This window comes from Mesorhizobium sp. CNPSo 4661, from assembly GCF_057784215.1.
This window is the reverse complement of record NZ_JBWGIO010000020.1, coordinates 86,208-108,678: the sequence shown is the minus strand read 5'-3', so window position 1 is coordinate 108,678 and position 22,471 is coordinate 86,208. Positions and strand designations below refer to the sequence as shown.

At 62.1% G+C, this 22,471-nt stretch carries 25 protein-coding genes and 1 tRNA gene; 14 read left to right on the top strand and 12 right to left on the bottom strand.

What is annotated here, in order from left to right; translation table 11 throughout:
• Positions 1 to 97 precede the first annotated feature (97 nt).
• Positions 98 to 937: a helix-turn-helix domain-containing protein gene (locus AC0YKC_RS27325; RefSeq protein WP_488513332.1), complete on the top strand. Its 840-nt coding sequence runs from the start codon at positions 98 to 100 to the stop codon at positions 935 to 937.
• Here the strand turns inward: AC0YKC_RS27325 and AC0YKC_RS27320 are convergent.
• A complete protein-coding gene (locus tag AC0YKC_RS27320) occupies positions 934 to 1,806 on the bottom strand; it encodes an ATP-binding protein (RefSeq protein WP_320295453.1) in 873 nt (290 codons plus the stop codon). The genes AC0YKC_RS27325 and AC0YKC_RS27320 overlap by 4 nt on opposite strands.
• Positions 1,807 to 2,072: 266 nt before the next feature.
• On the opposite strand from AC0YKC_RS27320, the gene yajC reads away from it, so the two are divergent.
• The 6 genes from yajC to AC0YKC_RS27290 all read left to right on the top strand — a co-directional run bounded on the left by yajC (position 2,073) and on the right by AC0YKC_RS27290 (position 7,809).
• Positions 2,073 to 2,411 (top strand): preprotein translocase subunit YajC, encoded by a 339-nt coding sequence (gene yajC / locus AC0YKC_RS27315; protein ID WP_095765024.1) that lies wholly within the window; start codon positions 2,073 to 2,075, stop codon positions 2,409 to 2,411.
• A 54-nt stretch (positions 2,412 to 2,465) separates the two neighbouring features.
• The gene (gene secDF / locus AC0YKC_RS27310; protein ID WP_320295454.1) at positions 2,466 to 5,015 is read left to right on the top strand and encodes a protein translocase subunit SecDF; all 2,550 of its coding nucleotides are present in this window, start codon (positions 2,466 to 2,468) and stop codon (positions 5,013 to 5,015) included.
• A 79-nt stretch (positions 5,016 to 5,094) separates the two neighbouring features.
• The gene (locus tag AC0YKC_RS27305) at positions 5,095 to 5,484 is read left to right on the top strand and encodes an Mth938-like domain-containing protein (protein ID WP_140646714.1); all 390 of its coding nucleotides are present in this window, start codon (positions 5,095 to 5,097) and stop codon (positions 5,482 to 5,484) included.
• Positions 5,485 to 6,351 carry a phytoene/squalene synthase family protein gene (locus AC0YKC_RS27300; protein WP_488513331.1) on the top strand — a complete coding sequence of 289 codons (867 nt, stop codon included), beginning with the start codon at positions 5,485 to 5,487 and terminating at the stop codon, positions 6,349 to 6,351.
• 82 nt (positions 6,352 to 6,433) lie between these two features.
• The gene (locus AC0YKC_RS27295; protein WP_434723083.1) at positions 6,434 to 6,859 is read left to right on the top strand and encodes a hypothetical protein; all 426 of its coding nucleotides are present in this window, start codon (positions 6,434 to 6,436) and stop codon (positions 6,857 to 6,859) included.
• The gene (locus tag AC0YKC_RS27290; RefSeq protein ID WP_488513330.1) at positions 6,859 to 7,809 is read left to right on the top strand and encodes a sterol desaturase family protein; all 951 of its coding nucleotides are present in this window, start codon (positions 6,859 to 6,861) and stop codon (positions 7,807 to 7,809) included. The genes AC0YKC_RS27295 and AC0YKC_RS27290 overlap by 1 nt, the downstream gene beginning before the upstream one ends.
• 7 nt (positions 7,810 to 7,816) lie before the next feature.
• Here AC0YKC_RS27290 and AC0YKC_RS27285 read toward each other — a convergent pair whose 3' ends face one another.
• The 5 genes from AC0YKC_RS27285 to AC0YKC_RS27265 form a co-directional block, all read right to left on the bottom strand.
• Entirely contained in the window at positions 7,817 to 8,149 is a 333-nt protein-coding gene (locus AC0YKC_RS27285; protein ID WP_488513345.1) for a type II toxin-antitoxin system RelE/ParE family toxin, read from the bottom strand.
• A complete protein-coding gene (locus AC0YKC_RS27280; protein WP_488513329.1) occupies positions 8,133 to 8,423 on the bottom strand; it encodes a type II toxin-antitoxin system ParD family antitoxin in 291 nt (96 codons plus the stop codon). Before AC0YKC_RS27280 ends, AC0YKC_RS27285 begins: the two co-directional genes overlap by 17 nt.
• A gap of 72 nt (positions 8,424 to 8,495) precedes the next feature.
• On the bottom strand, positions 8,496 to 9,905 hold the full coding sequence (gene trmFO, locus AC0YKC_RS27275; protein ID WP_488513328.1) for a methylenetetrahydrofolate--tRNA-(uracil(54)-C(5))-methyltransferase (FADH(2)-oxidizing) TrmFO: 1,410 nt from the start codon (positions 9,903 to 9,905) through the stop codon (positions 8,496 to 8,498).
• Positions 9,906 to 10,365: 460 nt separating this feature from the next.
• Entirely contained in the window at positions 10,366 to 10,506 is a 141-nt protein-coding gene (locus AC0YKC_RS27270) for a DUF1127 domain-containing protein (RefSeq protein WP_084508100.1), read from the bottom strand.
• Positions 10,507 to 10,557: 51 nt separating this feature from the next.
• Positions 10,558 to 10,698 (bottom strand): DUF1127 domain-containing protein, encoded by a 141-nt coding sequence (locus tag AC0YKC_RS27265; protein WP_006335194.1) that lies wholly within the window; start codon positions 10,696 to 10,698, stop codon positions 10,558 to 10,560.
• A gap of 236 nt (positions 10,699 to 10,934) precedes the next feature.
• Between AC0YKC_RS27265 and AC0YKC_RS27260 the strand changes: the two genes are divergently transcribed.
• Both AC0YKC_RS27260 and AC0YKC_RS27255 read left to right on the top strand, forming a co-directional pair.
• The gene (locus AC0YKC_RS27260; RefSeq protein WP_488513327.1) at positions 10,935 to 12,053 is read left to right on the top strand and encodes a DUF2157 domain-containing protein; all 1,119 of its coding nucleotides are present in this window, start codon (positions 10,935 to 10,937) and stop codon (positions 12,051 to 12,053) included.
• The gene (locus AC0YKC_RS27255) at positions 12,050 to 12,631 is read left to right on the top strand and encodes a GDYXXLXY domain-containing protein (RefSeq protein WP_488513326.1); all 582 of its coding nucleotides are present in this window, start codon (positions 12,050 to 12,052) and stop codon (positions 12,629 to 12,631) included. The genes AC0YKC_RS27260 and AC0YKC_RS27255 overlap by 4 nt, the downstream gene beginning before the upstream one ends.
• A gap of 67 nt (positions 12,632 to 12,698) precedes the next feature.
• On the opposite strand, the gene AC0YKC_RS27250 is transcribed toward AC0YKC_RS27255, so the two are convergent.
• Positions 12,699 to 12,783: transfer RNA gene (locus AC0YKC_RS27250), tRNA-Leu, on the bottom strand.
• Positions 12,784 to 13,229: 446 nt separating this feature from the next.
• Here AC0YKC_RS27250 and tig point away from each other — a divergent pair.
• The 5 genes from tig to AC0YKC_RS27225 all read left to right on the top strand — a co-directional run bounded on the left by tig (position 13,230) and on the right by AC0YKC_RS27225 (position 18,163).
• On the top strand, positions 13,230 to 14,729 hold the full coding sequence (gene tig / locus AC0YKC_RS27245; protein ID WP_434723079.1) for a trigger factor: 1,500 nt from the start codon (positions 13,230 to 13,232) through the stop codon (positions 14,727 to 14,729).
• Positions 14,730 to 14,906: 177 nt separating this feature from the next.
• Complete coding sequence (locus tag AC0YKC_RS27240) at positions 14,907 to 15,434, top strand: hypothetical protein (protein ID WP_320295462.1); 528 nt, start codon at positions 14,907 to 14,909, stop codon at positions 15,432 to 15,434.
• Positions 15,435 to 15,607: 173 nt separating this feature from the next.
• A complete protein-coding gene (locus AC0YKC_RS27235) occupies positions 15,608 to 15,988 on the top strand; it encodes a c-type cytochrome (protein WP_488513344.1) in 381 nt (126 codons plus the stop codon).
• Between the two features lie 35 nt (positions 15,989 to 16,023).
• Positions 16,024 to 16,953, top strand: a complete 930-nt coding sequence (locus tag AC0YKC_RS27230) for a heme o synthase (RefSeq protein WP_434723078.1) — start codon at positions 16,024 to 16,026, stop codon at positions 16,951 to 16,953.
• Between the two features lie 391 nt (positions 16,954 to 17,344).
• Positions 17,345 to 18,163: a DUF2189 domain-containing protein gene (locus tag AC0YKC_RS27225; protein ID WP_488513343.1), complete on the top strand. Its 819-nt coding sequence runs from the start codon at positions 17,345 to 17,347 to the stop codon at positions 18,161 to 18,163.
• 43 nt (positions 18,164 to 18,206) lie between these two features.
• Here AC0YKC_RS27225 and AC0YKC_RS27220 read toward each other — a convergent pair whose 3' ends face one another.
• The 5 genes from AC0YKC_RS27220 to ctaD all read right to left on the bottom strand — a co-directional run bounded on the left by AC0YKC_RS27220 (position 18,207) and on the right by ctaD (position 22,458).
• Positions 18,207 to 18,680 carry an aminoacyl-tRNA deacylase gene (locus tag AC0YKC_RS27220; RefSeq protein ID WP_320295465.1) on the bottom strand — a complete coding sequence of 158 codons (474 nt, stop codon included), beginning with the start codon at positions 18,678 to 18,680 and terminating at the stop codon, positions 18,207 to 18,209.
• A 166-nt stretch (positions 18,681 to 18,846) separates the two neighbouring features.
• Complete coding sequence (locus AC0YKC_RS27215) at positions 18,847 to 19,248, bottom strand: cytochrome C oxidase subunit IV family protein (protein ID WP_488513325.1); 402 nt, start codon at positions 19,246 to 19,248, stop codon at positions 18,847 to 18,849.
• Positions 19,249 to 19,257: 9 nt separating this feature from the next.
• Positions 19,258 to 19,977, bottom strand: a complete 720-nt coding sequence (locus AC0YKC_RS27210; RefSeq protein ID WP_320295467.1) for a heme-copper oxidase subunit III family protein — start codon at positions 19,975 to 19,977, stop codon at positions 19,258 to 19,260.
• 10 nt (positions 19,978 to 19,987) lie between these two features.
• A complete protein-coding gene (locus AC0YKC_RS27205) occupies positions 19,988 to 20,692 on the bottom strand; it encodes a cytochrome c oxidase subunit 3 (RefSeq protein WP_434723075.1) in 705 nt (234 codons plus the stop codon).
• On the bottom strand, positions 20,689 to 22,458 hold the full coding sequence (gene ctaD / locus AC0YKC_RS27200) for a cytochrome c oxidase subunit I (protein ID WP_488513324.1): 1,770 nt from the start codon (positions 22,456 to 22,458) through the stop codon (positions 20,689 to 20,691). The genes AC0YKC_RS27205 and ctaD overlap by 4 nt, the downstream gene beginning before the upstream one ends.
• Positions 22,459 to 22,471 lie beyond the last annotated feature (13 nt).

Sequence of the window (22,471 nt, the reverse complement as noted above, 5' to 3'; positions counted from 1 at the left end):
AAGCTTGATGGGAGAGGGGTGAGTACAGGTTCGCGGCATTGAAAATCGCGCGGGAACCGCCAAATCTTGAACAGGTTTTGCCATGAATCGAGAGAGCATGCGCCCGCAATCCGCTCCGGCCCGATCCGCGTCCGACGTAGCAATGGTTTCCCGACATGTCGAAGCCGGCATCCATCGGCTGCCCCGGGCGCTGCACCATCGGATCATGGTGCATGCAAGTGCCGCGACGCGCTCCTACTGCAATCAGGTCGGGCGATATTTCGTCAGGCGCGCCGGCGATATCGATCTTGTGCCAGCCGGCGAGGAGGGCGGCTTCGAGGCGGAAACCCCGTTCGACACGGTTGAGATCGTCTTGCAGCCGGCCTTGATGGAAAGGGTCGCGGCGGAACTCGGCGGCAGGGCGCGAGTGTCGCGGTTCGAGACGCGCCATCTGCTGCGTGACCAGCGCATCGAACATCTGGCCCGGGCGCTGCAGAGCGATCTCGACGCAGGCACGCCGAGCAGCCCTTTGTTTGCCGACAGCATTGGCGCCGCGCTTGCCGTGAGGCTGCTTGGCCTCGATGGGCCAGACATAGTTGGTTCGAGAGTGAATCGGTTGTCGGACGCCCAGCTCAAGCGCGTCCTGGAGCATATCGAGGCCGCGCTCCATGAACCGCTTTCGATCGATCGCCTAAGTAGGGTTGCCGGCGCGAGCAGCTCGCATTTGCGGACATGGTTCAAGGCGGCGATGGGCGTCACCTTGCATCGCTATGTGTTGCGGCGTCGCGTGGAACGCGCGCGCGTTCTGCTGCAGCGAGGCGATCTCGGCACGAGCGAGGTTGCTGCGTTGACCGGCTTCGCGCACCAGTCGCATCTGGCGCATTGGATGCGCCGCGAGATCGGCCAGACGCCGCGTGACCTGCGGGGGCGCGGCCGTCCAGGTGACGTCCGCGCTTAGTCCTTCAGCGGCTTGCCGAGGCGGCCGGCGAGGTCCTGGGTGAACTGCCAGGCGACGCGGCCGGAGCGGCTGCCGCGCGTGGTTGCCCATTCCAGCGCCTCGGCGCGCAGCTGCTCGGGGTCGATCGCCAGGCCGTGATGGCGGACATAGCCGTCGATCATGTCGAGATACTCGTCCTGCGAGCATTTGTGGAAGCCGAGCCACAGGCCGAAACGGTCGGAAAGAGAAACCTTTTCCTCAACCGCTTCCGAAGGGTTGATGGCGGTCGAACGCTCATTGTCGATCATGTCGCGCGGCAGCAGATGCCGCCGGTTGGACGTGGCATAGAAGATGACGTTGGTGGGCCGACCCTCGACGCCGCCTTCGAGCGCCGCCTTCAGCGACTTGTACGACGTGTCGTCATGGTCGAACGAAAGGTCGTCGCAAAACAGGATGAAGCGATAGGGAGCCGCCTTCAGGAGGCCCATCAACTTGGGGAGCGTGTCGATGTCCTCGCGATGGATCTCGATCAACTTCAGCGGCCGGTCGAGCTTGTCGGAGGCGTTGACGGTGGCATGCACGGCCTTGACCAAGGAGGATTTGCCCATGCCGCGCGCGCCCCACAAGAGCACGTTGTTCGCCGCGTAGCCGGACGCGAAACGCTCGGTGTTGTCGAGCAGGATGTCGCGCACGCGGTCGACGCCGCGGATCAGGCCGATGTCGACGCGGTTGACCTTGCGCACCGGTTCCAGAAAGCCGGGGTCCGCCTGCCAGACGAAGCAGTCCGCCACGCCGAGGTCGGTCTCCGGCACGGGCGGCGGAGCGAGGCGGGAAACCGCCTCGATCAGGCGGTCGAGCTTCTTGTTCAAGGCGTCCAGGCTGTCGGTCATGTCAGGTCTTTGTGTTGTGGTGTGTCGGGATGTGGGAGCAGCTTCCGTGGCGTCGCTGCTGGAACCAGGCCCAAGCTTTTGTGGAGCATGATCTTTTCGGTGGCCTCGAAGCGGCTTCCGCTGCGACGCTCTAGCACGTCGCAAACGGCTGGAAAAGCAACGGATTGGGCTCGCAGCGCAGTTGCATTGGCAAGTTTAGCGACTATATTCCGGCCAAATTTTCGCGGGGCGGCCGCGGCGGTATTTCACCACCCAGGAGTTTCTTGATGTTCGTTACACCGGCATACGCCCAGGGCGTCGGCGCCTCGCCAGACATGCTCATCTCGATTTTGCCGTTTGTCCTGATTTTCGTGATCATGTATTTTCTGATCATCCGGCCGCAGCGCGCACAGCTGAAGAAGCGCCAGGAAATGCTGTCGGCGGTGCGCCGCGGCGATACGGTGGTGACCGGTGGCGGCTTCGTCGGCAAGGTGACCAAGGTGATCGACGACAATGAGCTGGAGATCGACCTTGGCGGCGGAACCAAGGTGACGGCGCTGCGCTCGACGATCTCGGACGTGCGCGTCAAGGGCGAACCGGTGGCGAACCAGAACGCCAAGAAGTAACCTAACCCTCATGGCGGAACGCTGCCGCTTGTACGCCTGAACGGATAAGAACGAATGCTCTATTTCTCGCGCCTGAAGATGATCCTGATCTGGCTCGCCGTGGCCATCACAGTGATCCTCGCCGCGCCCAATCTTTTCCCGGCAAGCATGCTGGCGCAATTGCCCAGCTGGGTGCCGAAGCGGCAGATGACGCTCGGCCTCGACCTTCAGGGCGGTTCGCACATCCTGCTCCAGATGGATCAGAACGACCTGATCAAGGCGCAATTGGAGACGGCGCGTGACGAAATCCGGACGCTGCTGCGCGAGGCCAAGATTCAGTATACGGCACTTGGTGGAACGGGCCGAACCGTGCAGGTTCGCATCACGGATCCGACCCAGATCGATGCAGCAAAGACCGCGTTGAAGTCGCTGACCGCTCCCGTCGCTGCCGGCTTGTTCTCTGGCGGCTCTGTCCAGGAAATGGCGCTGGATGATTCCGAAGCTGGGTTGCTTAAATTCACTGTTACCGACGCCGGCATAAAATTTCGTACCTCGTCCGCTCTGGCGCAATCGATCGAAGTCGTGGAACGTCGCGTCAACGAATTGGGCACCACAGAGCCGATCGTTCAGCGGCAGGGAGACGACCGCATCCTGGTTCAGGTGCCGGGCCTGCAGGACCCGCAGAGGCTGAAGGAGATCATCGGCCAGACCGCCAAGCTGACCTTCCAGATGGTCGACGAGTCGATGCCGGCGCAGGATGCGGTGAAGAATCGTCCGCCGGCCGGTTCGTCGGTGCTCTATTCCCAGGACGATCCGCCGGTTCCCTATCTGATCGAAAACCGCGTTCTCGTTTCAGGGGAGGACCTTGCCAAGGCGTCGGCAACCTATGATTCCCGGAACAACGAACCGGTCGTTTCATTCACCTTCAACTCGAGAGGAGCGACCCGGTTCGGCCAGGCGACAGCTGCGAATGTCGGTAAGCGCTTCGCCATCATCCTTGACAATCAGGTCATTTCCGCGCCGCAAATTCGCGAACCAATTCTCGGCGGTTCTGGCCAGATTTCGGGCAACTTCACCGCCGAAAGCGCGAACGATCTTGCGGTTCTCCTGCGCGCCGGCGCGTTGCCGGCGAAGTTGACGGTGATCGAAGAACGTACCGTCGGTCCGGGCCTTGGCCAGGACTCGATCCATGCGGGCAAGGTTGCGGGCATCATCGGCTCGATTCTCGTCGTCGCCTTCATGTTCGTCGCCTATGGCTTCCTCGGCTTCCTCGCCAACATCGCGCTCGCTGTCCACGTGGCGATGATCGTGGCGGTGCTGTCGCTTTTGGGCGCAACGCTGACCTTACCCGGCATCGCCGGTATCGTGCTCACCATCGGCATGGCGGTGGACTCCAACGTTCTGATCTACGAGCGCATCCGCGAGGAGCGACGAAACGGCCGCTCGGTGATCCAGTCGATCGATACCGGTTTCTCCAAGGCGCTGGCGACGATCGTCGATTCCAACGTCACCTCGCTGATCGCCACCGTGGTGCTGTTCTGGCTGGGCACCGGCCCGGTCAAGGGTTTTGCCATCACCTATGCGATCGGCATTTTGACGACGGTCTTCACCGCTTTCACCTTCACCCGCATGCTGGTGTCGATGTGGCTGCGCCGCGCCCGGCCGAAGGAACTGCCACGCGCGCCGGTCACCTTCATTCCACCGGGCACAAAAATCCCGTTCATGGGCATCCGCCGCTGGACGTTCGCTTTGTCCAGCCTGTTGTCGATCCTGTCGGTCGTCGGGTTCCTGACCATCGACATCAATTATGGCATCGACTTCAAGGGCGGCTCGATGATCGAGGTGCAGTCCAAGCAGGGCGACGCCAATCTCGGCGACATCCGCAACCGGCTGTCCGAACTCAACATCGGCGAGATCCAGGTGCAGCAGTTTGGCGCGCCGAACGACGTCCTGATCCGCGTCGGCACGCAGGACGGCGGCGAGAACGCCGAGCAGACCGTCATCGACAAGGTGCGGGGCGAGTTGCAGGACCAGTACGACTTCCGCCGTGTCGAAGTGGTGGGACCGACGGTCTCCGGCGAACTCGCCAAGCAGGGCACGATCGCCATGCTGATCGCGCTGGTCGGCATCCTGCTCTATGTCTGGTTCCGCTTCGAGTGGCAGTTCGCGGTCGGCGCCATCGTCGCCACGGTGCACGATGTGGTGATGACGATCGGCTTCTTCGTCCTGACAGGGCTGGAGTTCAACCAGTCGTCGCTGGCGGCGATCCTGACCATCATCGGCTATTCGCTGAACGACACGATCGTGGTCTATGACCGCGTCCGCGAGGATCTGCGAAAATACAAGAAGATGCCGCTGCCGCAGCTCCTGAACAACGCCATCAACGAGACGCTGTCTCGAACCACGCTGACCTCGGTCACCACCATCCTGGCGCTGCTGGCGCTGGTGCTGTTCGGCGGCGAGGTGATCCGGTCCTTCACGATGGCGATGCTGTTCGGCGTGGTGTTCGGCACCTATTCGTCGATCTTCATCGCCGCGCCGCTGCTGATCCTGTTCCGGTTGCGGCCGCAGGCCGCCACCGAAGACGAGAAGAAGCCGGTCAACGGCAAGGCCGTGGCGACCTGACGTCGCCAGGGCCGGATGGTAAAGAGCATGATGTCGTCCGAAAACCGCTTCACACTTTTCGGCATCATGCTCTAGACCCATGGCCAAAGGCATCATCATCCGCGAGGCGCATTTCCCCGGCAAGGCGCCGATCGAGGCCTATGGCAATGGCGGCTTCCGTTTTGCCGACATGTCGCATCGCGGATCGCTGCTCGTCCTGCCGTCAGGCATCCACGGCTGGGAGCCGGCCGATCCGCTGGCGCTGAAGGCCTCGGACTTCGACAGGCTGTTCGCCGAGGCCGGCAGGGTGGAGATCCTGCTGGTCGGCATGGGCAAGGAATTGCGGCCGCTGCCGGCGGCACTGCGCGCCGCGCTCAAGGAGGCCGGTATCTCGGCCGACCCGATGTCGACCGGAGCAGCGGTGCGGACCTATAACGTGCTGCTCGCCGAAGACCGCGCCGTGGCCGCAGCGCTGATCGCCGTCGACTGAATGGCCGGCACTCCCGACATCGTCAAGAATGGCGACATCGTCATGGGTGCGGCCCGGGCCGCCGACCATGACCGTTATCTGTCGGCGCTCTATGCGCCGGTCGACAAGCGCGACGCGCTGCTTGCCCTCTACGCCTTCAACGCCGAGATCGCCGGCGTGCGCGACCGCATCCATGAGCCGCTGCCGGGCGAGGTCAGGCTGCAATGGTGGCGCGACGTCATCGATGCCAACGGCACGGAGGAGACCGGCCATCCGATCGCCGACGCCCTGAAGGCCGCGATCGTCGGCAATCATCTGCCGAGATCCGCCTTCGACAACATGCTCGAGGCGCGCATCTTCGATCTCTATGACGATCCGATGCCGTCGCGGACCGACCTCGAGGGCTATTGCGGCGAAACGGCCGCGGCGCTGATCCAGCTTGCGGCGATGGTGCTCGACCCGGTCGCGGCGCCAGGCTTTGCCGAACTGGCGGGCCGAGCCGGTTGCGCGCAGGCGATCACCGGCCTGCTGCTTCTGCTGCCGCTGCACCGTCGGCGTAGACAATGTTTCGTGCCCGCGGACATCCTTTCGGCAGCCGGCACGACGCCGGAAGGGTTCGTCAAGGGAGAGGGCGGGGCCGCCGCGGAGCGCGCGGTCGCTGCGATGATCGCGCTGGCGCGCGACCATCTCAACGCCTTCGAGAAAGGCGCGCCGGCGCTTCCCGTTGCGCTGCGGCCGGCCTTCCTGCCGCTGGCGCTGACCCGTGCCTATCTCGACAAGATGGACAAGGCGGGGAGGTCGCCGCTCAGTACAACGGCGACGCTCTCCACCTTGCGCCGCCACTGGCTGCTCTTGCGTCATGCGATGCGGGGCTGGACGCCCCTTTGACGTAAACGTCAATCATGCTAGGGATTCCATTTGGGCGGACTCGCGTCAAAGAAATGCGGGCCGCTGGAGGAGTCGCCGTCCCATGAGCCTGCCAGTCCTGGTCGTCCTTGTCGTGTTCGGCATCGCCTTGTCCGTCGCCGCCGTGCACTTCACCGGTGGCACGACGACCGCGACGCTTGCCGGCGCCGACCACGCGCTCGCACGCTTTGCCGAGGATTTTCCCGATGAAAGGCCAGGCGCTGTGCGGCTGACAGCCGACGCCCATGCTGCGTTTCTCGATCTCGGCCCGCAGCGCTGCGGCATCGTCCAGAGCATTGGCGACTGTTTTCTGACGCGCATCGTCACGCCGCACGACATTCTGGCCCTGGCAAGGGAAAGGAACGCGGTCTCGCTGCGGCTCAATGATTTCACCTGGAAAGGCGGCAATTTCGTCTTTGCCGACGAAGCCGGCGCGCTCGCGGTGGCGGCGGCATTGCAGGGCCATGATGGGATCCGAAAGGCGGCGTGATGGACGAGTACAATTTCCCACAGGTGACCCAGCTTGCGATCCCGTTCTTCGTCGCCGCGATCCTGATCGAGCTCTGGCTGGTGCGCACCGGCCGCGCCAGGGGATCGTTCGAGACGCGCGACACGTTGGCCAGCCTGATGATGGGGACCGGCAATGTCGTTGCCGGCCTGCTGCTCGGCGTCGTGTCCTACTGGGCGCTGCTGTGGCTGTGGCAGTTCCGCTTCTTCAATCTCGGCCTGTCGATCTGGGTGTTCGTCGCCGCCTTCCTGCTCGATGATTTGCGCTACTACGTCTATCACCGCATCGCGCACCGGGTGCGCTGGGTGTGGGCCGAGCACGTCAACCATCATTCCAGCCAGCACTACAATCTCTCGACGGCGCTGAGGCAGAGCTGGACCGGGCTTTTCACCTTCACCTTCATCCTGCAGGCGCCGCTGGTGCTCGCCGGCTTCCATCCGGCGGTGATCGCCTTCGTCTTCGGCTTCAACCTCGTCTGGCAGTTCTGGATCCACACCGAGACGATAGGCAAGATGTGGGGCTGGTTCGAATTCATCTTCAACACGCCCTCGCACCACCGCGTCCACCACGCCACCAATCCGCGCTATCTCGACGCCAACTACGCCGGCACGCTGATCATCTGGGACCGCATGTTCGGCACCTTCGTTGCGGAGCTGGAGGAGGACCGGCCGCGCTACGGCATCGTCAAGAACATCGGCACCTTCAACCCGCTGAAGGTGGCGTTCCACGAATGGATCGGCATGTTCAAGGATGCGTTTGCGCCAGGGCTGACGTTCGGCCAACGCCTCAACTATCTCATCAAGCCGCCGGGCTGGAGCCATGACGGCTCGCGCGACACGTCGGAGACGCTGAAGGGGGCTTATGTGCGGAGGAATCCGGGGGAGGCGGGCAAGCCGCGGTTGCCGGAAGCGAGCGCCAAGCCTGCGGAGTAAGACCCCTTCAGGATGGAGCGCTCAACCCACCGTCGCGCATCAGTGCTTCAGAGTCACGGCCGCCATAGAAGATGTTGAGTATGCGAACAACATCGCTTTCGACAACATAGGCTATGACGGCTGAATGCTCGAAAGGGACGGTTCGCAGCCCTGGTAGTATATCGTCACGAGAGCGCCCGCCGCGAGGGACGTTTCCGATGCTCTGGCAGCGGTCCTCTATGCGTAGGACGAATTTCAGTGCGATGCGCGGATTTCCGCTGGCCTCGGCTATGTGTCTGAAAATGTTAGCGAGATCGTCTCTCGCGCTTTGGCTATATTCGACTTCAAGATGCCGAATCATCATCGGGGCTCGAATGCTCGGCAAACAGCCCTTGTAGATAAGCGCGCACTTGTTCTCCTGAAAGGTTCGGCCGCTTGTCCTCGATCGAAGCCTTCACCCGCGCCCGGATCGATGCCATGCGCTCGGCATGCTCTTCCTCCTCGCGCTGGAAGGCGCGTAGCGCTGCACGGATAACCTCGCTCGCCGACCCAAAAGACCCGTCCTCGACCTTTTCGCGAATCATTCGCGCCATGGCTGGCGTGACGGTGACGGACAGTTTCTCGGCGGCTTCCATGGCACAGCTCCTATCGAAGAGTAAGTAGGATAATATCCTACTTTGCACCATGGTGTCTAATGCGAAAGCTGCCTACTCCGCAGCCTCCGCCTGCGCCGGCAGTCCCAGCCACTCCCTGCAATCGGCCAGCGCGCGCGAGGTGATGGCGTGCCTTTTGGCGACGGTCTTGTCCTTGCCGCGCAGGCGCTTGCCCTCGACCTTCGGCGCTTCCGCCGGAGGGAACAGGCCGAAATTGACGTTCATCGGCTGGAAGGAGCGCTTGCCGGGCTCGTCGTCGGAGACGATATGACCGCCGGTGATGTGGTTCAGCAATGCGCCGAATGCGGTGGTCGAAGGCGGCAGCGACGGCGCCTGTCCAAGCCGTTCGGCGGCGGCGAAGCGCCCGGCGAGCAGGCCGATCGCGGCGCTTTCGACATAGCCTTCGCAGCCGGTGATCTGGCCGGCAAAGCGCAGGCCCGGCCGCGACTTCAGCTGCAGCGAGGGGTCGAGCAGCGTCGGGGAGTTGATGTAGGTGTTGCGGTGCAGGCCGCCGAGCCGCGCGAAGTCGGCGTTCTCAAGCCCCGGAATGGTGCGGAAGATGCGCACCTGTTCGGCATGCTTCAGCTTGGTCTGGAAACCAACCATGTTGTAGAGCGTGCCCAGCGCATTGTCCTGGCGAAGCTGCACCACCGCATAGGCCTTGACCGTCGGATTATGGACGTTGGTCAGGCCCATCGGCTTCATCGGCCCGTAGCGCAAGGTCTCGACGCCGCGCTCGGCCATCACCTCGATCGGCAGGCAGCCGTCGAAATAAGGCGTGCCTTCCCACTCTTTGAACTCGGTCTTCTGGCCTTCCAGCAGCGCCGCCACGAAGGCGAGATATTGGTCCTTGTCCATCGGGCAGTTGATGTAGTCCTTGCCAGTGCCGCCGGGGCCGACCTTGTCGTAGCGCGACTGGAACCAGGCCGTGTTCATGTCGATCGTGTCGAAATGCACGATCGGCGCGATGGCGTCGAAGAAGGCAAGCGCATCGGCGCCGGTGGCGTCGGCGATCGACTGGGCAAGCGAGGGCGCCGTCAGCGGGCCGGTGGCGATGATCGCCTGGTCCCAATCCTCGGGCGGCAGTCCCGGCACTTCCTCGCGTTGGATGGTGATCAGCGGATGCGCCTCGATCCTCGCGGTGACCGCATCGGAAAAGCCGTCGCGGTCGACGGCCAGCGCGCCGCCGGCCGGAACCTGATGCGCGTCGCCGGCGCTCATGATCAGCGAGCCGGCGAGCCGCATTTCGGCATGCAGCAGGCCGACCGCGTTGTTTTGGGCGTCGTCGGAGCGGAAGGAATTGGAGCAGACGAGCTCGGCCAGACCGTCGGTCTTGTGGGCGTCGGTGCCGCGCACGGGGCGCATCTCATGCAAAACGACGGGAACGCCGGCCTCGGCGATCTGCCATGCGGCCTCGGAGCCGGCGAGGCCGCCGCCGATGACGTGTACGGGATTTTTGCTCATGAGCGCCGGAATAGTCGCTTGGCGGCACGATTGCAATTGCCGGCCGGCAACGGCGCCGCCTGCCCTCGATATCCCTGAAGCATGATCTTTTTCCGAAAACCGGTTCCCACTTTTCGGGATCATGCTCTGAAAACAACAACACCCGCCGGGGGAGGAGGTCCGGCGGGTGTCGTTTTGGAGGTCGATCCTCGGGAGGAGGTGAAGATCGACCTTATTCGTCATTGCCGGGGAGGAGGTCGGCTTTGACGAAATTCCTTGTCGCCTTTGAGGGCGAAAATTCCTTTCGCCTTTGAGAAGGGGCGAAACCTTCGAAGACGAACTTCGTTCGCTTCTGGAACAACGCCCGCCGGGGGAGGAGATCCGGCGGGCGCCGTTTCGGTGGTCAACCCTCGGGAGGAGGTGAGGGTTGGCCGTATCCGTCAGGGTCGGGGAGGAGGTCGACCCTGGCGAAATTCCTTGCTTAGATCGCCTTGCGGGCGACCATCTTGATCTCGTCGCGAACGATGCCGAGATCGTGGAGCTGGCGGTTCGAAAGCCGACCCAGCTCGGTAACGGTGTCGCGGTAAACGCGCCAGTTACGATAGCTGCGGATCAGGTTCATTGTGTTAACTCTCTTCAAAACTGGCTCGGACCATTTGCGGTCCGAAGCGGATTAGACCGCCTTGCGGGCGACGTAGTGGATGTCGCTGCGGCTGATGCCCAGGTCGGTCAGTTCACGGTTCGACAGGCGGCTCAGCTCGGAGACGGTGTCCCGGTAGCGGCGCCAGTTGCGGTAGTTGCGGATCAGGTTCATGGTAGTTCTCGTTTCGTCTTTGGTTCGGATCATTCCGTTTGTGTACGAATAGAAAATAGGTGGGGTCATATCGATTTAAAAGTGCCGTTGGCGCATGGCAGCAATGCAAATTGTGCAATGCAACATTAACGGCCATTCACGCCTGCGTCACGAAGAAGACCGAATCGGAAAATGCCGCAGCGTCAACGGCTTGCCTGTTCCGGCTAAGGGAATGACCGGGTTTTTGGGGGGAAGGCATGGCGGGCTATGCGACACGAGTGAGGGCGGATATCGCCCGCTGGCGGGAGAGAGGGCTGATCGATCCCGCCACGGCGAAAGCATTGACGAGCGACATCGCTGCCAATGAGCGAGCGTCGCTGAGTTTCGGTTCCATCCTGGCGATGATGGCGGCGCTTTTGTTCGGCGCGGCGATCCTGATTTTCGTCGCTGCCAACTGGGAGGTCATCCCGCGTCTTGTTCGCGTGGCGGCGCTGTTTGCCCTCATCCTCGGTGGCTATGTCGGCGGCGCGGTGCTGAAGACGCGCGACCATGCCGCGATCGGCGAGGCGCTGTGGATCGTCGCCGCCGCCGCCTTCGGCGGCTCGATTGCGCTGATCGGCCAGATGTATCACCTCTCGGGCGACGAGGCCTCGGCGCTGTTGACATGGTGCGCCGGCACGGCGCTGGCGGCGGTGGCGCTGCGTTCCAATCCGCTGACGGTGGCGGCGGTTGGCATTGCCGATGCCTGGCTGGTCCTCAAGGGGTTCGGCTTCTACTGGCGCGCGGAAATTCCGCACCTCTTCATCGTCATGGCGATCGTCCTGTTCGCCATTTCGTTCTGGACGCGCAGCCGGGCGGCACGCCACCTCATCATCCTGTCGGTGGTTCTCTATCTGGTTTTGCTGGCGACGGATCATGACACGCTGCCGGTAGCGATGTCTCTGGCCATCGTGTCGTCGCTGCTCTTTGTCGCCGCCGTCTTTGCGGGCGATCCGATCGATAGGATACTTCAACTGGACGGCCGACTGCCGTTGCACGCCTTGTTCGGTTTCCTCACCGGCATGGCGATCATCCAGTTCGAGCTGGCGGATGAAAGCACCTACAACAGCGGTTTCGTCGTCGCCTCGATTGTGGCGCTTGCCGGCATCGTGGCGGCGATCATCCAGGCTGGCCGCGAGAGCAGGGGGCTGCGCTGGCTGGCCTATGCCGGCTTCGCCTTCGAACTCGCCATCATCTACGGCGTCACCTTGCGGTCGATGCTCGATACGGCCGGATTCTTCCTGGCCGCGGCTGTGCTGCTCGGCATCCTGGCGCTGATCATCATCCGCGTCGAGAAACGCATGAGGGCGCCCACGGAGAAGGGAGCAACGGCATGACCGGCAGGAAACTGATCGTCTCGGCGCTGGTGCTGGCGCTTGTCCAGATCGGCTTTCTCAGCTGGATCATCGCTGGACGGGCCGCGATCCTGCGCAACGGCAAGGAAGTGCTTCTGAAAGTCGAGCCCATCGATCCGCGCGATCTCCTGCGCGGCGACTACGTCTCGTTGAACAACACCATTTCGCGCGTCCCGGTGAAGCTGATCGCCAACATTCCGCAAGGCGCGTTTTCCAGCGACGACGGCTCGATCACGGTGCGATTGAAGAAGGGCGCTGACGGTTACTGGCAGCCGACGGCGGCCTGGTTCGGCAAAGCGCCGGCCCCGGCCGGAGCGGACGAGGCGGATATCGCCGGACATGTCGCCGCGGGCTGGGACCTGCGCAGCCCCGACGCGACGATCGCACCGGACTACGGGATCGATCGATTCTATGTGCCCGAAGGCGAGGGCATGGCGATCCAGGACGACATGCGCGTGCGGCCGTTCGGCATCAAGCTCGCGCTAGCGTCCGACGGCACGGCGCAGATCAAGGCGCTGATGGACGGCGACAAGACGCTGTTCGAGGAGCCGCTTTATTAGTCCTCAGCCGCCAAGGCTAGGAGACAGGGCTGGCTGGCCAGCAACCCGAAGCTCGAAGAGCGAAGGTTGGTGCGGATGAAGGGACTCGAACCCCCACGCCTTTCGGCACTGGAACCTAAATCCAGGGCGTCTACCAATTCCGCCACATCCGCTTTCCCCGGCAATCCCATGTAGCCATCATTCTGTCAATGTCGCGGCTCAAGCCATGCTTATCCGGCTAAAGCGCGTTGCGTCGAAACGGGTTCAGGCGACGCGCCTTAAGTCTTTGTTGTGATGCATGCCGTTTTCCCAAAACCGCTGCACGCTTTTGGGCGACATGCATTGGAGCGAAGATAGTTGAAAATTAGCCTAGCCTGTGACAAAAGGCGTGTCGAATGTGACGGAACGTGAATTTCCGCTTCTGCAAGATGTGAAAAGTTGTAGGAAAAACAAAAACTTATTCGCATCCGGCAAAGCGTAGTTCAGGAGAGTTTGAACCGCGCTAGCGGTCAAATCGCCAGGTTCCGTCCCAAAAGCCATTTCCGGCAAGATCATACCGGCAGGCTGTAAACGGCTACGACCGTTTGGCAGTCTCGTTGTTGAAAACAAAGGTTCTAGGATGCAGGTCACCGAAACGCTCAACTCCGGTCTCAAGCGCGAGATCAAGATCACCGTGCCGGCCGGTGACATGGAAGCCAAGCTGATGGCGCGGCTGACCGACGCCCGCGACAAGGTGCGCATCAACGGCTTCCGCCCGGGCAAGGTGCCGGTGCAGCACCTGCGCAAGATGTATGGCAAGTCGTTCATGGCCGAGGTCGTCAACGAGATCCTCAACGACTCGACCCGTTCGATCATTTCGGGGCGCGGCGAAAAGGCCGCCATGCAGCCCGAGGTGATCATGACCGAGGACGAGAAGGAGGCCGAGAAGATCCTGGCCGGCGGCACCGATTTCGAATTCAGCCTCAACTACGAAGTCATCCCGGCGATCGAGATCAAGGATTTCTCCGACATCAAGGTGACCCGTCAAGTCTATGACGTGCCGGACACGGAAGTCGAGGATCAGGTCAAGCGCGTCGCCGAATCGGCGCGCAGCTACGAGCCGAAGACCGGCAAGGCCGCCGAGGGCGACCGCGTGAGCATCGACTATGTCGGCAAGATCGACGGCGAGGCTTTCGCCGGCGGCGCCGGCACCGATCAGCCGCTGGTGCTGGGCTCCAAGGAGTTCATCCCGGGCTTCGAGGACCAGCTAATCGGCGCGAAGGCCGGCGACGAGAAGCAGGTCACCGTCACTTTCCCCGAAAACTACCAGGCGGCGCATCTGGCCGGCAAGGAAGCCACCTTCGACGTCACCGTCAAGGAAGTGTCGGCGCCCGGCGCGCTTGAGGTCAACGACGAGACGGCCAAGAATCTCGGCCTGGAATCGCTCGAGCGCCTGCGCGAGATCGTGCGCGGCCAGATCGAGAACCAGTTCGGCTCGATGACCCGCCAGAAGGTGAAGCGCCAGCTGCTCGACCAGCTCGACGCCGCCTATTCTTTCGAGGCGCCGTCCAAGCTCGTCGAGGCCGAGTTCAACAACATCTGGGCTCAGGTCAACCGCGACCTTGAAGCCGCAGGCCGCACTTTCACCGACGAAGAGACGACGGAAGAAGAGGCGCGCGCCGAATATATGCGCCTTGCCGAGCGCCGCGTGCGCCTCGGTCTCGTTCTGGCCGAAATCGGCGAGAAGGCCGGCGTCACCGTGTCGGACGAGGAACTGCAGCGCGGCCTATTCGAGCAGGTGCGCCGCTTCCCGGCCAACCAGCAGCAGGAAGCCTTCGAGTACTATCGCAGCAATCCGGAAGCCATCAACGCGCTGCGCGCGCCGATGTTCGAGGAGAAGGTCGTCGACTATCTGCTCGGCCAGATCTCGGTCAACGACGTCAAGGTCGGCAAGGACGAGCTGATGGCCGACGACGAGGAGGCCGAGACCGCGACCAAGGCGAAGCCGGCCAAGAAGGCTTCCTCGAAGAAGGCCGAAGCCAAGGCAAGCGAGGCAAAGGCGGGCGAAGCCGCCGACGAGGCGGAAGAGCCGAAGAAGAAGGCCGCGCCGAAGAAGAAGGCCGCCAAGGAAGCCGAGTAACAGGTTCCAATCCATCGATTTCGAAAGGCCGCCTCCGGGCGGCCTTTTTCGTTGTGAGGCACTTCATTGTGGCGGCGCGGCAACACAGACAACTTGTCTTGATGGCCCGCCGCTGGCGATACCAACCGTTGAACATTATCTGCGCTTCATCGCATTCGCGGGCGCTTGGAGGCATTGGTGAGACTGGGGTTCATGATGAGGGACGTGGTCGTCGCCGCGGCGCTCTTGTTTGCCGCAGCCGCCGGCGCTGCCCGGGCTGAGCAGGATCTCGGCAATTGGAGCGTTGGCGCTGGCAATGACGGCCAGATCACGGCATCGCTGCACGCCAGCAACAAGCTGATCACCGGCGGCGGAGCGTTGGGCTACAGTCCGGTGCTGACCTTGGCCTGCCGGCCCGATGGCGAACCGCGCTGGAGCGAATGGCTCCAGCTCAACGATGCCGTCTCCGCCAGCCGCAAGATCACCATCTCCGTCGTGGTCGACGGCGGCGGCAAGACCGATGAAAGCTGGTCGGTCGGCACGCGCGGCAGGACGCTGGTCAGGGATGGGGACGACGGCATCAAGCGTCTGGCTTCAGCGAACCGGCTGACGCTGTCGTGGCGCTTCGGCCTGCTGTCGGGACGCGGCGAGGCCGATTTCGAACTCGCGGGCCTTTCCGAGGCGATCGGCCAGATCGCGGCAAGCTGCAAAACCGATCCGCCTTGAGCGCTGCCGGGGCTGTAAACCTTCGCAAATGTTAGGTTTTCCTACCTGACCGATGGATTCCGTGGTATGTAACGCAATTCCACTGGGGAGGTGCCGATATTCCGCTCTGCCATGAGGGCAGCATGCCGCCGCGACCGGCACGCGTGCATAATGGCGATCAGGGAGGAAATGCCATGCGTCCAATCGTGTTCTCAGCTGTCGTGGCAGCTGTTGTCTTCGTTGTGCACCCATCGCAGGCACAGGATGCCGCGGCCGGCGAGAAAGTCTTCGTCAAGTGCAAAGTCTGCCATGTGGCGGAAGAGGACAAGAACAAGGTCGGCCCGTCGTTGCACGGTGTGATTGGCCGGACCGCCGGCACGCATCCGGATTTCAAATATTCTGAAGCCATGGTTGCAGCCGGGAAATCCGGCGTCAAATGGGACGAACCGACACTCACCAAATATCTTCACGACCCCAAGGCCATGGTCAAAGGGACGAAGATGACATTTCCCGGCCTCAAGACAGACGAGGACGTGGCCAACGTCATTGCCTATCTGAAGCAATTCTCCAACTAATCCGGCTGTTCCCGCTCCCACCGTTGGAAGTGCCAATGTCGGTCAAGGATAGTAGCCTCAAGGATTCCGGCATCGGCCTTTCGGAAGCGACGGCAGCCGATTTCTTCGCGCTGTTGAAACCTCGCGTGATGGCGCTTGCCGTTTTCACAGCTTTCGTCGGTCTCGTGGTGGCGCCCAGTGGTTTGAATCCGATCATCGCGGTGATAGCGATCGGCGCGATTGCCGTTGGAGCCGGAGCGGCCGGTGCCCTAAATATGTGGTACGACGCGGATATAGACGCGTTGATGTCACGCACGTCAAAGCGACCGGTGCCGTCTGGCCGTGTCACTGCCGGTGAGGCGCTCAGCTTTGGCCTTGTGCTTTCCGCGCTGTCGGTGATGACGCTTGGGGTGCTGGTCGGGTGGCTTGCCGCATCGCTGCTGGCCTTCACCATCTTCTTCTACGTTGTGATCTATACGATGTGGCTGAAACGCTCGACGCCGCAGAATATCGTTATAGGTGGTGCTGCGGGCGCGCTTCCACCTGTAATCGGATGGGCGGCCGCCACCGGCCAAATCGGTATTGAAAGCCTAGTCCTGTTCCTGGTCATCTTCCTGTGGACGCCGCCACATTTCTGGGCGTTGGCCTTGTTCAAGATCGGCGACTACGAAGCGGCCGGCATCCCCATGATGCCGAACGTGGCCGGCCAGGCTTCGACGAAAAGACAGATTCTCATTTACGCTCTGTTGCTGGCACCAATCGGCGTACTGCCCTGGCCCCTGGGATTCGCCAGCGGATTCTACGCGGCCGCCTCGACCGCATTGGGCGGCGGCTTCATCTGGCATGCGTGGAAGGTTCTCGCTGCCCCAGACCAAGAGATGAGACCGGCAAGGACGCTGTTTGCCTATTCGATCTTCTATCTTTTCGCGATCTTCGCAATGCTGCTTACCGACACCGTTGTGATGCGCGCGACAGCTGCAAATTGACCACATGCGCAATGCTTGTGGATCGGTCGCCGGAACGGTGATCGACAGTTAGCGTCCTGACGCTTGAACCCTGGCTTTCATGTAGGAAGCGCGCAAAATCCCAGGATCAGCAGGGCGATGACGCCAAGACCGAGTATGAGAAGCGTCCTTGCATCCATGACCTTCTCCGTCCGTCAAGAATATCGAAAAAACCCCTCTAGAGCCAGCGCTCGATCCGAGAGCGCGCCTTGCCAGGTTCTGGCTCCGAACGGCGGGCCGCCTCGACAATGCGCGACAACCTCCTTGCAAGCGCGTATATTGACACTAGTGCAGGTCGCGGTACGCGTGGCCAGCCAGAACGGCAGCACCACGAGGCCCGCGACCTTGCCAGACCCGGTCTGGAGGAATGGTCATGGCAAGTTTTCACGTGATAGCTGGCGCCACTGAGGCGCTGGAACACACAAAAATTCGAAAAATCGGCGTTGCCGACCTCGTCGATGCTCTTAGGCGCGGCGTCGACGACTTCATGGTCAAACCCTCGCATATCGTTTTTCTTTGCATGATCTATCCGCTTGTCGGCGTGGTGCTTGCCGCCTGGACCTCGGGGGCCAACGCACTTCCCCTGCTGTTTCCGCTCGTTTCCGGTTTCGCGCTGATCGGTCCATTCGCGGCGATTGGCCTCTATGAAATTAGCCGGCGGCGGGAAGCGGGCCTGGATACCTCCTGGCGTCACGCATTCGAAGTCAGGAATTCTCCGGCGCTGCCTGCCATCGCCGCCGTCGGGATCATGCTGCTTGCAATCTTCATCACCTGGCTTTTGACCGCACAGCTGTTCTACCAGCATCTCTTCGGCCCGCAGCCGCCGGAATCGATATCGAGCTTCATCAACGAAATATTCGCCACCGGACGCGGTTGGACCCTTATCATCATGGGACATGTCATCGGCTTCGTCTTCGCCGTAGTGGTGTTGTGCACGACGGTCGTCGCTTTCCCTCTGCTTCTCGACCGTGACGTGGGCGCCTACGAAGCTATCCACACCTCGGTGCGCGTGGTCCTGGCGAACCCGATTGTGATGGCCGTGTGGGGACTGATTGTCGCCGTGGCCCTGATCATCGGGTCGGTGCCGGTGTTCGCGGGGCTGGCGATCGTACTGCCGATCCTCGGTCACGCCACCTGGCATGTTTATCGCAAAGTCGTCGAACCATCGGCTGCGACCGGACCGGCGAGATGAGCAAATCCTGCAATGACGCACCGGCAACAGCGCTGGCGCGTTTTCAGTAGGCCAGGTGGCTGAACCGAGCCTGGCGCGCGCCCGTGGTCAGGTTGCGGAAATCCTTGCCGCTGACATGCACCAGCGTCCTGTGGTCGCCGCCTTCGAAGTAGACATCGGCGGCGTCGACGAGGCTTTCGTCAAGTACTACCGGCACATCGTAGGCCGCGCCGATCGGCGGAACAGCGCCGATGTCGCAGTCATCGAAGAGCGATACCACCTCGTCCTCCGAGGCGAGCCCGAGGCGTTTGTCCATGACGTCTTGCAACTTACCGAGTTCGATCCTGTGGGTGCTGGGGACCACGGCCAGTGCATAACCAAGTTCGTGGTGAACGACCACTGACTTCGCCATTATGCTGCCGGGCACATGCGCGGCCATGGCTGCCTGCCTGCTGGTGGCTGTACGATGATGCGCGACGGTGTCGTACGAGACTCCCTTGCCGTCGATAAAATCCCTAAGTCTGTTTGCCATTGTCATTTTTGGGCGTCCTTTGCTTGAGTTTGTGACGCGCGTGCACACGAGCGCAATCATTCTCGCGCCCTTGTCGTCGTGCCGGGAAAAATGGACCGGCAGCCTGTTGTTTCAAGGTAGCGGCATCCGCGGCCCCCGGCTGGATCAGTCGCGGGATGGATTCGAGCCGCGATCAGGGCCCGGCGCCGAAAAACGCTATGCGGGTCAGCAGCGTGTAGTCGGCTTCGAAGACCATCATGGTCACGAAAACCAGCACCAGTATCGGCGGCAGGACGATTGCATACAACATCGCCAGCCGCTCCCAGGCCATGTGCATGAAGACGGCAACGATCAGCCCTGCCTTGAGCATCATGAAGATCAGGATCAGCGACCATCTGAGGTAACCGTGGATACCGAAATAGTCGACCAGATAGGAGCAGGTGCTGAGGATGAACAGCCAGGCCCAGACCACCAGATAGAGCTTGATCGGATGTTGCTGATGAGCCTCGGCGACGACCACTGTCGCCGAGGCTTCATGTGCATGGGTAGGGTGCAATGCGTGCTGCCCGAGACCGTTTGCGGTTGCTTCAGCCATGTCTGCCTCTCACCAAAGATAGAAGAAGGCGAAAATGAACACCCAGACCAGATCGACGAAGTGCCAGTAGAGGCCCATGATCTCAACATTCTCGTAGCGGCCCCTGCGGCTGGTGAAGAAGCCGGGTCGCCCTGTGTCGAAGTCGCCGCGCCAGACTTTTCGCGCCACGATGATCAGGAAGATCACGCCGATCGTGACGTGGGTGCCATGGAAGCCGGTGATCATGAAAAAGCAGGAGCCGAACTGTGCCGCGCCCCAAGGGTTGCCCCAGGGCCGCACCCCTTCAGTGATCAGCTTGGTCCATTCGAAAGCCTGCATGCCGACAAATGTCGCGCCGAGCGCGGCGGTCAAGAGCATCAGGATCGCTGTCTTGCGGCGGTCGCGGCGGTAGCCGAAATTGACAGCCATGGCCATGGTTCCGCTGCTCGAGATCAGCACGAAGGTCATGATGGCGATCAGGATCAGCGGAATTTCCGAACCGCCGATGCGCAAGGCGAAGACCTCGCTCGGGTTCGGCCAGGGCACGCGCGTGGAGATTCGCGCCGTCATGTAGGAAAGCAGGAAGCAGCCGAAGATGAAGGTATCGCTGAGCAGGAAGATCCACATCATGGCCTTGCCCCAGGACACGTTCTTGAACGCGCGCTGATCCGAGGCCCAGTCAGCGGCGATACCGCGCCAACCCTGGGGGCGATCCAACTGGCTGGAATGCGTCAGTGTCGTCTCAGCCATCGCCAGTCTCCTAGGTCAGCAGCCGTTGGCAAATGTCGATGAAGGTCCCCGCCCAACCGGCCAACAGGGCAAAGATGCCGAGCCAGACGAAAAGCAGGAAGTGCCAATACATGGCGCAGAGTTCGACGCTGAGGCGCAGCCGCTCCGCCCGGGCGCCGTTCCAAGCGCTGGCGCTTGCCCTGCCAAGGCCGACCAGCCCGCCCAGTATGTGCAGGCCATGCATTGCGGTGATCAGATAGAAGAAGCTGTTGGCCGGATTGGAAGCCAGGAGATAGCCGTCTTCGGTCAGTTGGCGCCAGGCTAGCAACTGGCCGGCGAGGAAGGCGAGGGCGGTGAGCCCGGCCGTTGCAAGACCGAGCCTGACCATGTCCGTCTGGCCTCTGCGCGCGGCGACTACGGCGCACTGCAGCGCGATGCTGCTCAGCACCAGCACGCCGGTGTTCAGCCAGAGCAGGCGCGGCAGTGGCAGCGGCCGCCAGTCCGACAGCCCCATGCGCATGAAGTAGGCGCTGGTGAATAGCGAAAACAGGCAGCCGACGACGGCGAGGAAGACGCCGAGGCCGATCTTGGCGGTGGGCAGCGCCGACCGGTCGAGACCGACGAAATCCCCCGCCAGGCCCTGTTCCAGCCACGGCTTGGACGTTAGCCGCTGATGCGAAAGCCACCATCCCGCAAAGCCGGCGATCACAGCCAGGAAGACCAGGATGACGCTCATATCGGCTCCCTCGAGGGGGCAAAGGAGCCCGGCACGTTCTGCGGAATAAAGTCCTCCTTGGCGCCCGGCACGCTGTAGTCGTAGGCCCAGCGATAGACGATCGGCAGTTCCTTGCCGAAATTGCCGTGAGCCGGCGGCGTTTCAGGCGTCTGCCATTCCAGCGTCGTTGCCCGCCACGGATTGCCGCCGGCCTCGCGGCCGTGGCGGATGCTCCAGATCAGGTTGAACAGGAACACCATCTGGGCGAAACCGACGATGAAGGCCATGATGCTGATGAACGAGTTCAGATGGCGCGCCGACTCCGTCATGATGGTCATATCAGTCAGTTCGGCATAGCGCCGCGGAATGCCCATCAGGCCGAGATAGTGCATGGGAAAGAAGATCAGATAGGCGCCGAGGAAGGTGACCCAGAAATGGAACCGGCCTAGCGTCTCGTCGAGCATGCGGCCGGTGACCTTCGGGTACCAGTGATAGATCGCGCCGAAGATCACCAGGATCGGGGCGACGCCCATGACCATGTGGAAATGGGCGACAACGAACATCGTATCCGACAGCGGCACGTCGACAACGACATTGCCGAGGAACAGTCCCGTCAGGCCGCCATTGACGAAGGTGACGATGAAGGCGAGCGCGAAAAGCATCGGTATGGTCAGGTGGATGTCGCCGCGCCACAGCGTCAGCACCCAGTTATAGACCTTGATCGCGGTCGGTATGGCGATGATCAAGGTTGTGGTGGCGAAGAAGAAACCAAAATAGGGATGCATGCCGCTGACATACATGTGGTGCGCCCAGACCACGAAGCTCAGAGCGCCGATGGCGATGATGGCCCAGACCATCATTCGGTAGCCGAAGATGTTCTTGCGCGCATGGGTGCTGATCAGGTCGGACACGATGCCGAAAGCCGGCAGCGCCACGATGTAGACTTCCGGGTGGCCGAAGAACCAGAACAGATGCTGGAAGAGGATCGGGCTGCCGCCATTGTGCTGCAACTGCTCGCCCATCTCGACGATCGCCGGCATGAAGAAAGACGTGCCGAGCGCGCGGTCCAGCAGCATCATCACACAAGCGACGAACAGCGCCGGGAAGGCGAGCAACGCCATGACGGTCGCAGTGAAGATGCCCCAGACGGTGAGCGGCAGGCGCATCAAGGTCATGCCGCGCGTGCGGCCCTGCAGCACCGTCACGACATAGTTCAGGCCACCCATGGTGAAGCCGATGATGAACAGGATGAGCGAAGAGAGCATCAGGATGATGCCCCAGTTCTGGCCGCCAGGCGTTCCGGTCATGATCGCCTGTGGCGGGTAGAGCGTCCAGCCTGCACCAGTCGGTCCGCCCGGCGCAAAGAAGCTCGAGACCAGGACCAACACGGCAAGCAGATAGATCCAGTAGCTCAGCATGTTGACATAGGGAAAGACCATGTCGCGGGCACCGACCATCAGCGGGATCAGATAGTTGCCGAAGCCGCCGAGGAAGAGCGCGGTGAGCAGGTAGATCACCATGATCATGCCGTGCATGGTGATGAACTGGTAGTAGGCCTCCGGCGTGATGAAGTCGAAGGTGCCGGGGAAGCCGAGCTGTAGCCGCATCAGCCAGGACAGCACCAACGCCACCAGGCCGATCGCCGTGGCCGTCCCCGCATACTGGACCGCTATGACCTTGGCGTCCTGAGAGAAGACGTATCTCGTCCACCAGCTGTGTGGATGGTAGAGTTCCACCTCCCCGACTTCGGCGGGCGGAACGGCATCTGCGGGTGTGACGTCGACCATGGGAGCACCTCCG

What these genes read in the sequence shown, in the direction of transcription:
- AC0YKC_RS27265 (WP_006335194.1), bottom strand. Translation starts at nt 10,698, where the DNA reads ATGAACCTGATCCGCAACTACCGCAACTGGCGCCGCTACCGGGACACC.
- AC0YKC_RS27225 (WP_488513343.1), top strand. Translation starts at nt 17,345, where the DNA reads ATGGCAAGTTTTCACGTGATAGCTGGCGCCACTGAGGCGCTGGAACAC.
- AC0YKC_RS27210 (WP_320295467.1), bottom strand. Translation starts at nt 19,977, where the DNA reads ATGGCTGAGACGACACTGACGCATTCCAGCCAGTTGGATCGCCCCCAG.
- AC0YKC_RS27300 (WP_488513331.1), top strand. Translation starts at nt 5,485, where the DNA reads ATGGCCGGCACTCCCGACATCGTCAAGAATGGCGACATCGTCATGGGT.
- yajC (WP_095765024.1), top strand. Translation starts at nt 2,073, where the DNA reads ATGTTCGTTACACCGGCATACGCCCAGGGCGTCGGCGCCTCGCCAGAC.
- secDF (WP_320295454.1), top strand. Translation starts at nt 2,466, where the DNA reads ATGCTCTATTTCTCGCGCCTGAAGATGATCCTGATCTGGCTCGCCGTG.
- AC0YKC_RS27235 (WP_488513344.1), top strand. Translation starts at nt 15,608, where the DNA reads ATGCGTCCAATCGTGTTCTCAGCTGTCGTGGCAGCTGTTGTCTTCGTT.
- tig (WP_434723079.1), top strand. Translation starts at nt 13,230, where the DNA reads ATGCAGGTCACCGAAACGCTCAACTCCGGTCTCAAGCGCGAGATCAAG.
- AC0YKC_RS27215 (WP_488513325.1), bottom strand. Translation starts at nt 19,248, where the DNA reads ATGGCTGAAGCAACCGCAAACGGTCTCGGGCAGCACGCATTGCACCCT.
- AC0YKC_RS27320 (WP_320295453.1), bottom strand. Translation starts at nt 1,806, where the DNA reads ATGACCGACAGCCTGGACGCCTTGAACAAGAAGCTCGACCGCCTGATC.
- trmFO (WP_488513328.1), bottom strand. Translation starts at nt 9,905, where the DNA reads ATGAGCAAAAATCCCGTACACGTCATCGGCGGCGGCCTCGCCGGCTCC.
- AC0YKC_RS27280 (WP_488513329.1), bottom strand. Translation starts at nt 8,423, where the DNA reads ATGGAAGCCGCCGAGAAACTGTCCGTCACCGTCACGCCAGCCATGGCG.
- AC0YKC_RS27325 (WP_488513332.1), top strand. Translation starts at nt 98, where the DNA reads ATGCGCCCGCAATCCGCTCCGGCCCGATCCGCGTCCGACGTAGCAATG.
- AC0YKC_RS27205 (WP_434723075.1), bottom strand. Translation starts at nt 20,692, where the DNA reads ATGAGCGTCATCCTGGTCTTCCTGGCTGTGATCGCCGGCTTTGCGGGA.
- AC0YKC_RS27285 (WP_488513345.1), bottom strand. Translation starts at nt 8,149, where the DNA reads ATGATTCGGCATCTTGAAGTCGAATATAGCCAAAGCGCGAGAGACGAT.
- AC0YKC_RS27220 (WP_320295465.1), bottom strand. Translation starts at nt 18,680, where the DNA reads ATGACAATGGCAAACAGACTTAGGGATTTTATCGACGGCAAGGGAGTC.
- AC0YKC_RS27270 (WP_084508100.1), bottom strand. Translation starts at nt 10,506, where the DNA reads ATGAACCTGATCCGCAGCTATCGTAACTGGCGCGTTTACCGCGACACC.
- AC0YKC_RS27230 (WP_434723078.1), top strand. Translation starts at nt 16,024, where the DNA reads ATGTCGGTCAAGGATAGTAGCCTCAAGGATTCCGGCATCGGCCTTTCG.
- AC0YKC_RS27255 (WP_488513326.1), top strand. Translation starts at nt 12,050, where the DNA reads ATGACCGGCAGGAAACTGATCGTCTCGGCGCTGGTGCTGGCGCTTGTC.
- ctaD (WP_488513324.1), bottom strand. Translation starts at nt 22,458, where the DNA reads ATGGTCGACGTCACACCCGCAGATGCCGTTCCGCCCGCCGAAGTCGGG.
- AC0YKC_RS27260 (WP_488513327.1), top strand. Translation starts at nt 10,935, where the DNA reads ATGGCGGGCTATGCGACACGAGTGAGGGCGGATATCGCCCGCTGGCGG.
- AC0YKC_RS27295 (WP_434723083.1), top strand. Translation starts at nt 6,434, where the DNA reads ATGAGCCTGCCAGTCCTGGTCGTCCTTGTCGTGTTCGGCATCGCCTTG.
- AC0YKC_RS27290 (WP_488513330.1), top strand. Translation starts at nt 6,859, where the DNA reads ATGGACGAGTACAATTTCCCACAGGTGACCCAGCTTGCGATCCCGTTC.
- AC0YKC_RS27305 (WP_140646714.1), top strand. Translation starts at nt 5,095, where the DNA reads ATGGCCAAAGGCATCATCATCCGCGAGGCGCATTTCCCCGGCAAGGCG.